Here is a 12,151-nt window from a genome sequence, read left to right on the forward strand (position 1 = left end):
CATGCGGCGAACTCCCTCTCGTTTCTACGTCGGACGCAGGCGACAACAGCGTTCGGCCGTCCGGCATTCCCGGGGTGCCGCACCGCGCTCAGCGCCCCTTGAGTCCCTGCAGCCACTCGCGTGCACCTGCGGTGATCACCGCAAGGGCCTCCTCCTGGCTGATGTCCGCCCGCTTGGGCACGGCGAACCCGTGATCGCCGTGCGGCACCTGCACCACTCGGGTGCCGTCGGGAAACTCCTCGGGGCGCCCGAAGGGGTCCTTGGCACCCTGCACGACGAGGGTGGGGACGCCGGCGCCGGTCAGCTCGCTCTCCCGGGACTTCTCGGGCCTGCCCGGGGGGTGCAGGGGGAAGCTCAGCGCGAGTACGGCGTGGGCGCCGAGGCCGGTCGCGGTGCGGCAGGCGACCCTGGCACCCGCGCTCCGTCCGCCCGCCACCACGGGCAGACCGGACTTCGACAGCTCGGGCCACACTCCGTGCCACCCCGCGTCGAGCGTCTTCGGCGCCGGGGCCACCTTCTTCCCCGCCACCCGCCACGGCTGCTCGACCAGGGCGACGGTCACACCGTCCTGCGGCAGCGCCGCCGCCAGCGCCTGAAGGTCCCGGGCGTCAACCCCACCGCCGGCCCCGTGCCCGAGCGCGAGCACCCCCCACGCCCTCTTCGCCTCGAACCAATGCACCCGAGCCTCACCGGCCCCGGTCTCCACACCCACCACTCGCCTCATCCCCCCATCCTGCCCCGCACCCCCGCCCCACCCCGCCCCGCCATACCGCCACCCCAGCCCACTTGGGCGCCGGGGCCACACCCCTCCCCGGTCGCCCCCTGCCCCGGCCACCACCCCGCCCCGCGCCCCGCCCCCGTACCGCTCAGAACAACGTTCCGACCTCCGGCCCCTCCAACTCCCCCACCAACTCCGGCCCGTTGTTCCGCACATTGCTCACGGCGGTCCCCACCGGATACGCCCGAACCGCCCCCGCCCCGGGCGGCACCAGCAACCCCCTGACCTCCTCCACCTCCGTCAACGAAGGGTCCAGCCACCTCGACCACTTCTCAGGCGTCAGCATCAACGGCATCCGCGGATGAATCTCGGCCAACGAGGCAGGCCCGCCCTCCCCCGCCGGCCCGCCGGCCAGCCCCGTCGTCTCCGCCTCGGTCGTGATGACCGAACACGTCACCCACCACGCCAGCTCGTGCTCGTCCGGCAGCGTCCGGTCCCGCCAGAACTCGTAGATCCCGGCCATGGCCATCACCTCACCCCCCGCCGGAGTCACGAAGTACGGCTGCTTCCGCGGCCGCTTCTTCTTGCCCGACTCCTCCAGCCCCCGCTCCTCGGCCCCGGTCACCCACTCGTAATAGCCGTCCGCGGGGACGATGCAGCGCCGCGTCGCGAACGCCCGCCGGAACGACGGCTTCTCGTGCACCGTCTCGGCCCGCGCGTTGATCATCCGCGCCCCGCCGTCCGGCGTCTTCGCCCAGGAAGGCACCAGCCCCCACTTCAGCGTCCGCAGCTGCCGAACCGGACGCGGGTCCTCTGCGTCCTTCACAGGACGCTCCAGAATCACCGGCACGGTTTTCGTCGGTGCCACGTTCCAGTCCGGCACGAAACTCTCCGCCGGATCCCACTTCTCGACCTCGAAGATTCCGGCGAGGTCCTGGGCCCCCCGGCTCACCGCATACCGTCCACACATACTTGTCACACTGCCACGCCAGTGCTGCCCGCAAGACTTCCTTCAAGGAGCCGCCCGAAAAATGGACACCCTCGATTCCGGCGCCTCCCCCGTCCTCGCCGCCGCCCGGACGCTCGCCGCCTCCGACATCGGCTCGCTCTGGGACCGGCTGACCGGGACCCAGCCCGACCCGCAGACCTGGCTGCTGTACGCGACGGCCGCCCTCGCGCTGGTCTTCGTCGTGCCGCACACACTGTGGCGACTGTCACGCAACGCGATCACCATCGCCCACGAGGGCGGCCACGGTCTGGTCGCGCTGCTCACCGGCCGCACCCTCACGGGCATCAGGCTGCACTCCGACACCAGTGGCCTCACCCTCAGCCGGGGCAAGCCGACGGGTATCGGCATGATCCTGACCGCTGCCGCCGGGTACACCGCTCCGCCACTGCTGGGGCTCGGCGGGGCGTGGCTGCTGGCGGCGGATCACATCACGCTGTTCCTGTGGCTGGCGACGGCGCTGCTGCTGGTGATGCTGGTGATGATCCGCAATGCGTACGGGGTCCTGACGGTGGTCGTCACGGGCGCGGCATTCCTCCTCGTCTCGTGGCTGACCAGCCCGGACGTCCAGGCCGGATTCGCCTATACGGCCGTGTGGTTCCTGCTCCTCGGCGGCGTACGCCCGGCCTTCGAACTCCAGTCGAAGCGTCGGCACGGCGGTGCGCCCGACTCCGACGCGGACCAGCTGGCCCGGCTGACGCATGTGCCGCCGCTGATGTGGCTGGCGATGTTCCATGTGGTGTCGTTGTGCGCGTTGCTCGGCGGCGGGCGCTGGCTGCTGGGGCTGTAGAGCCGGCCCGGGTACCGCCACGTCGGCCAGGGCCTCATTCGATCAAGAATCGGCCCACTCAAGAGCCACTAAAGTAAAGGCCATGACCGAAAGCGCCGTGCACCCTGCCCTCTGGCCCGCCCCCCACGCGACCGGGGCCGTCGACGCGACGGTCACCGTGCCCGGCTCGAAGTCGGTCACCAACCGTGCGCTCGTGCTGGCCGCGCTGGCCGCCGAGCCGGGCTGGCTCCGCCGTCCGCTGCGCTCGCGCGACACCCTGCTGATGGCCCAGGCACTGCGGGCGATGGGCGTGGGCATCGAGGAGACGGTGTCGTCCAGCTCCGCGGGGGGCCCCGACGGTTCGGGCGAGGCCTGGCGGATCATCCCGTCCGGGCTGCACGGCCCGGCCACGGTGGATGTCGGCAACGCGGGTACGGTCATGCGCTTCCTGCCTCCGGTGGCCGCCCTCGCGGACGGTCCGATCCGCTTCGACGGCGACCCGCGCTCGTACGAGCGCCCGCTGGGCGCGGTCATCACGGCGCTGCGCGCCCTCGGCGCCCGTATCGACGACGACAACCGCGGCGCGCTGCCGCTGACCGTCTTCGGTGGCGGCGCCCTGGACGGCGGCCGGGTCGAGATCGACGCGTCCTCGTCCTCCCAGTTCGTGAGTGCGCTGCTGCTGTCCGCGCCGCGCTTCAACCAGGGCGTGGAGGTACGTCACACCGGCCCCACCCTCCCCTCGCTGCCGCACATCCGGATGACCGTCGACATGCTGCGCACCATCGGCGCCCAGGTCGACACCCCCGAGTCCGGGGGCGAGGCGAACGTCTGGCGGGTCACCCCCGGCGCCCTGCTCGGCCGCGATCTGACCGTCGAGCCGGACCTCTCCAACGCGCAGCCGTTCCTCGCCGCCGCACTGATCACCGGCGGCCGGGTCACCGTCCCGGACTGGCCGGAGCACACCACGCAGCCCGGTGACGCGCTGCGCGAGATCTTCACCGCGATGGGCGGCGCCTGCGAGCTGACCGAGCGCGGTCTGACCTTCACCGGCACGGGCACGATCCACGGCATCGACTGGGACCTGAGCGAGGTCGGCGAGCTGACCCCGGGCATCGCCGCCGTCGCCGCCCTGGCCGACTCCCCGTCCACCCTGCGCGGCGTCGCCCACCTGCGCCTGCACGAGACGGACCGGCTGGCCGCGCTCACCAAGGAGATCAACGAGCTCGGCGGCGATGTCACCGAGACCGCCGACGGCCTGCACATCCGCCCGCGCCCGCTGCACGGCGGCGTCTTCCACACCTACGACGACCACCGCATGGCCACCGCGGGCTCGATCATCGGCCTGGCCGTTCCCGGCGTACAGATCGAGAACGTGGGGACGACGGCCAAGACGCTGCCGGACTTCCCGCAGATGTGGGCCGACATGCTCGCCGGGGACCCCCGGGCCGCCGAAGCCCCCGGAACCGGCATCTGACGGGCCGGGCGAAGACATGCGCCGCTACGGCAAGAACCCCGACGAGGACGACATCCGCGTCCGCCCGAACCGCAAGGGCAACCGCCCCCGCACCCACATCCGCCCCAAGCACGAGGACGCCCAGGAGGGCATGGTCCTCACCGTGGACCGCGGCCGGCTGACCTGCCTCGTCGAGGACCGTCACGTGGTGGCGATGAAGGCCCGTGAACTGGGCCGCAAAGCGGCCGTGGTGGGCGACAAGGTCATGATCGTCGGAGATCTGTCCGGCGACAAGGACACCCTCGCCCGCATCGTCCGTATCGAACCGCGCGCCTCCGTCCTGCGCCGCACCGCCGACGACGACGATCCCTTCGAGCGGGTCGTCGTCGCCAACGCCGACCAACTCGCCATCGTGACCGCCCTCGCCGATCCGGAACCGCGCCCCCGAATGATCGACCGCTGTCTGGTGGCAGCGTACGACGGGGGTCTGACACCGCTGCTGGTGCTGACCAAGTCCGACCTGGCCCCGGCGGACTCGCTGCTGGAGATGTACGTCCCGCTGGGCGTGCCGTACATCGTCACGAGCAGGGAGGAGCTGGAGAACGGGGCGGCCGGCGAGGTCGTACGGGACCACCTGGACGGCAAGATCACCGCCTTCGTCGGGCACTCCGGCGTCGGCAAGACCACGCTGGTCAACACCCTGGTCCCGAAAGAGCAGCGCCGTACGACAGGGCATGTCAACGCGGTCACCGGACGCGGCCGGCACACCACCACCTCCGCGCTGGCGCTCCCCCTGGCGGGCGAGTCCGGCTGGGTGATCGACACCCCGGGCGTACGGTCCTTCGGCCTGCACCACGTGGACGCCTCGCGCGTCATCCACGCCTTCCCCGATCTGGAGCCGGGGACCGAGGGGTGCCCGCGCGGCTGTACGCACGACGAGCAGGCGCAGGACTGCGCGCTGGGCAAGTGGGTCGAGGACGGGCACGCGGATCCGGCCCGGCTGTACTCGCTGCGCCGTCTGCTCGCCACCCGGGAACGACGCGAGGGCGACTGAACCGAACGCGTTTGCCCCGGCGTCCCTCTGGTAAAGGCATACTCGCACCAAGCGCGACGAAGCAGTCACCGCCGCGGGCCACACGGCCCGGGCCGACCCGGGAGGCACTCAATGGCGTGGCTGCTAGTGGTGGTGGCGGGGATCCTGGAAACCGGATTCGCCGTCTGCCTCAAGCTTTCCCACGGCTTCACCAGACTCTGGCCGACGATCGCCTTCGCGGCCTTCGCCCTGGGCAGCTTCGGCCTCCTCACTCTGTCGCTGAAGAAGCTGGACGTGGGCCCGGCGTACGCGGTGTGGACGGGCATCGGCGCGGCGGGCACCGCCATCTACGGAATGATCTTCCTGGACGATGTGGTCTCGACCCTGAAGCTGGTCTCGATCTCCTTCGTGATCATCGGCGTGATCGGCCTCCAGCTCTCGGGCTCGTCCCACTGACCGAGGCGTTCCGCAGGGCACGTCCGAGGGCGGCGAAGCCCTAGCCCCCCGCCCTGCTCCCCAGCACCCTCCGCAGGACCTCCCCCACGCTCCCGCCCGGATCCGGTGCCACCACCCAGGACACCGCCACCCGCACCACCACCTCGACCCGCCACTCCCCCTCCACCGGGCCCGGGACACCCGCCCGCACCCGCTCCCGCAGCACTTCCACGAGCTCCCCGGATCCGGGCACCCCGCCGTCCGCCCGCCGCTGGGCCTCGCCCGCCTGCGGCGCCGGACTCCCCCGCGCCGCCCGCCCGGAGGGCAGCCGCTCCGGCCTGCACCCGGTCACCAGCGCGCGCACCAGCGGATTGCCCCGTGAGGACCGCACGATCCATTCGGCGACCCCCACCAGCCGGTCCGTGTCCGACCCGGCCCGCTCGCCGAGCACCCGGTCGACGCCGTCGAAGAATCCGTCCGCCTCCCGGCGCACCAGCGCCCGCGCCAGCCCGTCCTTGGAGCCGAACTCGTTGTAGAGGGTCTGCCGGGACACTCCCGCGGTGCGGGCCAGGTCGACCATGCGCACCGTGGACCACGGCCGCTCCGCGAGCGACGCGTAGGCGGCGTCCAGCAGGCCTTCCCGGGCAGTGGGCATGGCGTCACCTCCCGCCTGCCAGCGTTGACGGCCCGTCACTCACTGTCAAGGGCACTGGCACGGCTGCCCGCAGCGGGCCGCCGCCACGGCCCCGCCCTGCGCCCGCGCCCCGGCGCCCCCGCCCCGCCGTCCCCGATCCCGTATGGTCGCCGGTCGATCACGCTCGATACTGTTGCGCCCATGCCCGACTATCACGATGACCTGCGCCTGGCCCACGTCCTCGCCGACGCCGCCGATGCCCAGACCATGGACCGGTTCAAGGCCCTGGACCTCAAGGTAGAGACGAAGCCGGACATGACGCCGGTGACCGAGGCCGACAAGGCGGCCGAGGAGCTGATCCGCGGCCATCTCAAGCGCGGGCGCCCACGTGACGCGGTGCTCGGCGAGGAGTACGGCCTGGAGGGTTCCGGCCCGCGCCGCTGGGTGATCGACCCGATCGACGGTACGAAGAACTACGTGCGCGGCGTCCCGGTCTGGGCCACCCTGATCGCCCTGATGGAGGCCGGCGAGGGCGGTTTCCGTCCGGTCGTCGGCGTGGTCTCCGCCCCGGCGCTGGGCCGCCGCTGGTGGGCGGCGAAGGGCGGCGGCGCGTACACCGGCCGCAGCCTGACCTCCGCGACCCGCCTGAAGGTCTCCAAGGTCCCCCGGATCGCCGACTCCTCCTTCGCCTACTCCTCGCTCACCGGCTGGGAGGCACAGGGCCGCCTCGACGGCTTCATGGACCTCACCCGGGCCTGCTGGCGCACCCGAGGCTACGGCGATTTCTGGCCGTACATGATGGTCGCGGAGGGCTCCGTGGACATCTGCGCCGAGCCCGAGCTGTCCCTCTGGGACATGGCTGCCAACGCGATCATCGTCGAGGAGGCGGGCGGCAGTTTCACCAGCCTGGACGGCGTCCGGGGCGTCGAGGGCGGCAATGCGGCGGCCTCCAACGGCCTGCTCCACGACGAGCTGCTCGGCTACCTCAACCAGCGCTACTAGCCCTCCGGCCGCACTCCTGGTCCCCCTGAGGGGCGTGTGACGAGATTTTGCGCGCCCCTCAACTTGCCTCGACCACCCCCTTGTTGACCCCTTTCGGGCCTGCCACTCTGAAAGTTCCCTCACTTGTGAACTTGTGAATTCGTTCCCGTACGGATTCACACCTCAGGAGGTGGCTGTACTCCATGCTCGTACGCGATGCCATGAGCACGATGGTCCTCACCATCGGCCCCGCCCACACCCTCCGCCAGGCCGCCCGGCTGATGTCCGCCCGTCATGTCGGGGCGGCCCTCGTCCTCGACACCGACACCAGCGGACTCGGCATCCTCACCGAGCGCGATCTGCTCGTCTCGATCGGCGCCGGCCAGGACCCCGATCTGGAAACCGCAGGCACCCACACCACCACCGACGTCGTCTTCGCCTCGCCCTCGTGGACCCTGGAGGACGCCGCCGAGGCCATGGCGCACGGCGGCTTCCGCCATCTCATCGTGCTCGACGAGCAGGGCGACGCCGTCGGCGTCGTCTCGGTCCGCGACATCATCCGCTGCTGGGCCCCCAGCCGCCGCCACCCGGCCTCACTGGCGGGCTGAGCGGCTTGCCTCCGTTCCGTACGGGAAAACGCCTCTGACCGTACGGAACGGCCGGTGGCCGGGCCCCGAAAGGGACCCGGCCACCGGCCTCATCTCACCGCATGCGCCGCCTACTTGCTGCGAAGTTCCTTGACCGCGGCTTCGAGGCGCTTGCCGAAGTCACCGTCCGCCTGACGGAAGTTGTTCACCGCGCGCTCGGCGATGTCGTCACGCGAGACGTCCGCGATGAAGCCGGCCAGGTTGTCGATCAGCCGGCCCTTCTCGTCCTCGGACATCATCCGGTAGAGGTTGCCCGCCTGCACGAAGTCGTTGTCCTCGGCGTGCGAGGGGGCCTCGTGGTTGCCGGTGGCGCCGTCGACCGGAACCGGCTGCCAGAGCGGCTTGTCGGTCTGGAAGGGACCGCCGAAGCTGTTGGGCTCGTAGTTCTTGGCGCCGTTGTGGCGGCCGTCGTACAGGTAGCCGTCACGGGAGTTGGTGCGCGCCTCGGTGGCGTGCGGGCGGTTCACCGGCAGGTGGTCGGCGTTGATGCCGACCCGGTAGCGGTGGGCGTCGCCGTACGCGAAGAGACGGCCCTGGAGCATCTTGTCCGGGGACGGGCCGATGCCCGGCACGAAGTGCGCGGGGCTGAAGATCGACTGCTCGACCTCGGCGAAGACGTTCTGCGGGTTGCGGTTGAGCTCCAGCTTGCCGATCTCGACCGGCGGGTAGTCCTCGTGCGGCCACACCTTGGTGAGGTCGAACGGGTTGAAGCGGTACGTCGCCGCCTCGGCCGCCGGCATGATCTGCACCTGCACCGTCCAGGACGGGAACTCGCCGCGCTCGATGGACTGCCGCAGGTCGCGCTGGTGGCTGTCGGGGTCCATGCCGGAGAGCTGGTTGGCCTCTTCGGTGGTGAGGTTCTTGATGCCCTGGTCGGTCTTGAAGTGGTACTTGACCCAGAAGACCTCGCCCTGGGCGTTGTTCCACTGGTAGGTGTGCGAGCCGTAGCCGTTCATGTGGCGCAGCGTCGCGGGGATGCCGCGGTCGCCGAACAGCCAGGTCACCTGGTGGGTGGACTCCGGGCTCAGGCCCCAGAAGTCCCACACGTTGTCCGCTTCCTGCGAGCCGGTGTAGGGGTCGCGCTTCTGCGTGTGGATGAAGTCCGGGAACTTGATGGCGTCCTTGATGAAGAACACCGGGGTGTTGTTGCCGACGAGGTCGTAGTTGCCCTCCTCGGTGTAGAACTTCAGCGCGAAGCCGCGCGGGTCGCGCACCGCGTCGGCGGAGCCGAGGTTGCCCGCAACGGTGGAGAAGCGCAGGAAGGTCTCGGTCTGCTTGCCGACCTCGGAGAGGAACTTGGCACGCGTCCACTGCGAGACGTCGCGGGTGAGCGTGAAGGTGCCGTAGGCGCCGGCGCCTCGGGCGTGCACCACGCGCTCCGGGATGCGCTCGCGGTTGAAGTGCGCGAGCTTCTCCATCAGCGCCTGGTCCTGGACGAGAACCGGCCCGCCGATGCCCGCCGTCTCGCTGTTCTGGTTGTCGGCGACCGGCGCGCCGGCCTCGGTGGTGAGCGGTCCCTGCGACGTCACGTGCGCCTCCTGCGTCATTCCTGCTGCGTCATCTCTGAAGCATGTCCTGTCCCTGGCGTATCGCCGTAGCCGATCCTACAATGGACATTGTCTAAGTCAAGTGAACATCCAAAGTCACATCCATTCGGAACTGAGGCCCCTCCCCTGCTAGGCTGGGACACATGAGTGACCTTCTTGAACGACTGCGTGGACGCGGCTGGCGCATGACCGCGCAGCGTCGTGTCGTGGCCGAGGTCCTCGACGGGGACCATGTGCATCTGACCGCCGACGAGGTGCACGCACGCGCCGTCGACCGACTGCCGGAGATCTCGCGCGCCACGGTCTACAACACGCTGGGCGAGATGGTCTCCCTCGGTGAGGTCATCGAGGTGTCCACGGACCGCCGCGCCAAGCGCTACGACCCGAACGCGCACCGCCCGCACCACCACCTGGTCTGCGGCCGCTGCGGCGCCATCCGCGACGTACACCCGGCGGGCAATCCGCTGACCGACCTCCCGGACACGGAGCGCTTCGGCTTCACGGTGTCCGACGTGGAGGTCACCTACCGGGGAATCTGCCCCAACTGCGCCTAGCGCGGCGGTGGGACGGGGCGGCGTCGGCGGCCCGAACCTGAACGCGAAAAAACCTCAGGCCCGGAACTCTTTCGAGTTCCGGGCCTGAGGCCACTTCTTCAGTAGCGGGGACAGGATTTGAACCTGCGACCTCTGGGTTATGAGCCCAGCGAGCTACCGAGCTGCTCCACCCCGCGTCGGTAAACGCAACCTTACGCCGCGCCTCCGACCAGCGCAAATCCCTAAGCCGACAGCTCCTGCTGCAACGCGTCCCGCAGCCGCGCCGCCCGCTCCGCGACCTCCGCGGGCCCCAGCTCCACGGCCCGCACGCACCAGCGCTCACCCTCGCCGAGGTCCCCGCGCCGGGCCGCCAGCAGCGCGAGCCGCAGCGCCGCCCTGCCGTGCCCGGCCTGGGCCGCCCGGGTCCACCACAGCTGCGCCTCCGGCTCCCGGCCCTCGCGGGCGAGCAGCAGCCCGAGGTTGAAGGCCCCGCCCAGGCTGCCCGCCTCGGCGGCCTCGCGGTACCAGCGCGCGGCGCCCGCCATGTCGCCCCGCCCCGCCGCCAGCATCCCGACCCGGACCTGGGCACGGCGGTGCCCCTGCTCGGCGGCCCGCTCGTACCACTCCTCGCACTCGGACTTCTCGTCCACCGGCTCGCCCAGCACGGGCGGTCCGGGCGGCGGCTGCCGGGAGTCGAGCAGCATGCCGAGACGGAAGGCACCCTCGGCGCTGCCGCCGCCGGCCGCGCGTCGCAGATGGGCCTCGGCGTCCTGCTCGTCGCCGTCCCTGAGCAGCGCGATGCCGACCTGGAGGGCGGCCTCGGTGTGTCCCGCGGCGGCGGCCCGCTCGTACCACTCCAGGGCGCCGTGCTCGTCGCCCCGGCCCGCGTGCAGGATGCCCAGGTTGAAGGCGGCGTCGACGCTGCCCACCTCGGCGGCCTTGGAGAACCAGGGCTCGGCGCCGGACGCGTCGCCGCCCTGGAGCAGCAGGATGGCGAGCGCGTTGGCGGCCTCGCGGTGTCCGGCGTAGGCGGCCCTGCGGTACCACTGTTCGGCCTGAGCGGTACGTCCCTGGGCGGCGCAGAGCAGCCCGAGGTTGTACGCCCCGTTGATGTCACCGGCGTCCAGCGCGGCCCGGTACCAGCGCTCGGCGGTCTGCTGCTCGCCGCGGGCGGCGTGCTGGGCGCCCAGTGCGTTGGCGGCGTTGCCGTCGCCCTCCTGGGCGGCGCGCAGCCACCACACGGCGGCGCTCTCCTCGTCACCGGCGTCGCGCAGCAGGAAGCCGAGCGCGCAGGCGGCGCGGGGTTCGCCGTCCTTGGCGGAGGTCAGGTACCAGCGGCCGGCCTCCTTGAGCTCGCCGCGGGCCTCCAGGATGACGCCGAGGTGCAGGGCGGCCCTGCGGTGGCCGCGGGCGGCGGCCTGCCGGTACCACTGCTCGGCCTCCAGCTCCGGGGGCTTCTCGCCGGTGGTGACGGAGTCGGGGCGCAGCATCCGGGGGTCGGTGTCCCAGGTGATGCCGCGGCGACTGGCGACGTCGGCGGCCGCTCCGCCGCCGGTCGGCGTGCCGGCGCGCCGGTCGAGGAGGCGGGCGAGGCGGTAGGCGGCCTCACGGTGGCCCTGCTCGGCGGCGGCGCGCAGCCAGCGCTCGGCGCCGACGTCGCCCCGGTGTTCGAGGAGGTCGGCGAGGGCGTAGGCGCCCAGTGCGTGGCCGTGCTCGGCGGACTGGCGGAGCCAGTACTCGGCGGCGGGCTCGTCGCCGCGCTCGCGGTAGTGGCGGCCCAGGGCGTGGGCAGCCGCGGCGGAGCCCGCGACGGCGGCGATCCGCCACCAACCGGCGGCCTCCTCCGCGTATCCGCGCTGGTGCAGCAGGACGCCGAGGTTGTTGGCGGCGGCCCGGTCGCCCTCGGCGGTGGCGGCGCGCAGATGGGGCTCGGCGCCGTCGAGGTCGCCGCGGCGCAGCAGCAGGGCGCCGAGAACGCTCATGGACGCGGCGTCACCCTGTTCGGCGGCGAGTCGGTGGCGTGCCTCGTCCTCCGCCGTGTCGGTGCCGTCGTCGGCCCGGCCCAGCTCCGCACGCCCTGTCTCAACCCGCGCTGTCTCCAACAGAGTTGCCCTGTCCCCCATAGTTTTCATCGTCGCACCACCCGCAACCCCGGCACACCTGGTATACCGAAGCCCTTGAGGTCACTTCAGCGTTTTGTCGACATGCCCACAGGGCGACAAGTCAAACACATTCCGTGGGGGGACATTCGCCCGGGACGTACCCGGGACATACAACGAGGGCCCGGATCCTCAATGGATCCGGGCCCTCGTTTTTCAGTAGCGGGGACAGGATTTGAACCTGCGACCTCTGGGTTATGAGCCCAGCGAGCTACCGAGCTGCTCCACCCCGCGTC

General features: G+C 71.5%; 12 protein-coding genes and 2 tRNA genes. 7 read left to right on the forward strand and 7 right to left on the reverse strand.

Annotation, left to right across the window (positions count from 1 at the left end):
- Window positions 1-88: 88 nt before the first annotated feature.
- Both ACIA73_RS05745 and ACIA73_RS05750 read right to left on the reverse strand, forming a co-directional pair.
- Entirely contained in the window at window positions 89-724 is a 636-nt protein-coding gene (locus ACIA73_RS05745) for an alpha/beta family hydrolase (protein WP_399437019.1), read from the reverse strand.
- Between the two features lie 142 nt (window positions 725-866).
- Window positions 867-1,688 (reverse strand): SOS response-associated peptidase, encoded by an 822-nt coding sequence (locus ACIA73_RS05750; RefSeq protein WP_399437020.1) that lies wholly within the window; start codon window positions 1,686-1,688, stop codon window positions 867-869.
- 61 nt (window positions 1,689-1,749) lie between these two features.
- On the opposite strand from ACIA73_RS05750, the gene ACIA73_RS05755 reads away from it, so the two are divergent.
- The 4 genes from ACIA73_RS05755 (at window position 1,750) to ACIA73_RS05770 (ending at window position 5,435) form a co-directional block, all read left to right on the forward strand.
- Window positions 1,750-2,514, forward strand: coding sequence for a M50 family metallopeptidase (locus ACIA73_RS05755; RefSeq protein ID WP_399437021.1), 765 nt, complete (start codon window positions 1,750-1,752; stop codon window positions 2,512-2,514).
- An 82-nt stretch (window positions 2,515-2,596) separates the two neighbouring features.
- Window positions 2,597-3,967, forward strand: coding sequence for a 3-phosphoshikimate 1-carboxyvinyltransferase (aroA, locus tag ACIA73_RS05760; protein WP_399437022.1), 1,371 nt, complete (start codon window positions 2,597-2,599; stop codon window positions 3,965-3,967).
- 16 nt (window positions 3,968-3,983) lie between these two features.
- The gene (gene rsgA / locus ACIA73_RS05765; protein WP_399437023.1) at window positions 3,984-5,000 is read left to right on the forward strand and encodes a ribosome small subunit-dependent GTPase A; all 1,017 of its coding nucleotides are present in this window, start codon (window positions 3,984-3,986) and stop codon (window positions 4,998-5,000) included.
- A gap of 111 nt (window positions 5,001-5,111) precedes the next feature.
- On the forward strand, window positions 5,112-5,435 hold the full coding sequence (locus ACIA73_RS05770; protein ID WP_399437024.1) for a DMT family transporter: 324 nt from the start codon (window positions 5,112-5,114) through the stop codon (window positions 5,433-5,435).
- Window positions 5,436-5,475: 40 nt separating this feature from the next.
- Here the strand turns inward: ACIA73_RS05770 and ACIA73_RS05775 are convergent, their stop codons facing one another.
- A complete protein-coding gene (locus ACIA73_RS05775; RefSeq protein WP_399437025.1) occupies window positions 5,476-6,069 on the reverse strand; it encodes a TetR/AcrR family transcriptional regulator in 594 nt (197 codons plus the stop codon).
- A 180-nt stretch (window positions 6,070-6,249) separates the two neighbouring features.
- Here ACIA73_RS05775 and hisN point away from each other — a divergent pair, with 180 nt between their 5' ends.
- A complete protein-coding gene (hisN, locus tag ACIA73_RS05780; RefSeq protein WP_399437026.1) occupies window positions 6,250-7,050 on the forward strand; it encodes a histidinol-phosphatase in 801 nt (266 codons plus the stop codon).
- Between the two features lie 182 nt (window positions 7,051-7,232).
- Window positions 7,233-7,637, forward strand: a complete 405-nt coding sequence (locus tag ACIA73_RS05785) for a cyclic nucleotide-binding/CBS domain-containing protein (RefSeq protein ID WP_399437027.1) — start codon at window positions 7,233-7,235, stop codon at window positions 7,635-7,637.
- A 110-nt stretch (window positions 7,638-7,747) separates the two neighbouring features.
- Here ACIA73_RS05785 and ACIA73_RS05790 read toward each other — a convergent pair whose 3' ends face one another.
- Complete coding sequence (locus ACIA73_RS05790) at window positions 7,748-9,223, reverse strand: catalase (protein WP_399437028.1); 1,476 nt, start codon at window positions 9,221-9,223, stop codon at window positions 7,748-7,750.
- A gap of 143 nt (window positions 9,224-9,366) precedes the next feature.
- Here ACIA73_RS05790 and ACIA73_RS05795 point away from each other — a divergent pair, with 143 nt between their 5' ends.
- Window positions 9,367-9,777 (forward strand): Fur family transcriptional regulator, encoded by a 411-nt coding sequence (locus tag ACIA73_RS05795; RefSeq protein ID WP_399437029.1) that lies wholly within the window; start codon window positions 9,367-9,369, stop codon window positions 9,775-9,777.
- Between the two features lie 102 nt (window positions 9,778-9,879).
- Here ACIA73_RS05795 and ACIA73_RS05800 read toward each other — a convergent pair.
- The 3 genes from ACIA73_RS05800 to ACIA73_RS05810 all read right to left on the reverse strand — a co-directional run bounded on the left by ACIA73_RS05800 (window position 9,880) and on the right by ACIA73_RS05810 (window position 12,149).
- A tRNA-Met gene (locus tag ACIA73_RS05800) sits at window positions 9,880-9,953 on the reverse strand.
- Window positions 9,954-9,998: 45 nt separating this feature from the next.
- Window positions 9,999-11,888, reverse strand: coding sequence for a tetratricopeptide repeat protein (locus ACIA73_RS05805; protein ID WP_399437030.1), 1,890 nt, complete (start codon window positions 11,886-11,888; stop codon window positions 9,999-10,001).
- A 187-nt stretch (window positions 11,889-12,075) separates the two neighbouring features.
- Window positions 12,076-12,149: transfer RNA gene (locus tag ACIA73_RS05810), tRNA-Met, on the reverse strand.
- Between the last annotated feature and the right edge of the window lie 2 nt (window positions 12,150-12,151).

Origin of the sequence: Streptomyces sp. NPDC051561 (genome assembly GCF_044454195.1) — a bacterium.
In the GTDB taxonomy this organism is placed as follows: Bacteria; Actinomycetota; Actinomycetes; order Streptomycetales; family Streptomycetaceae; genus Streptomyces.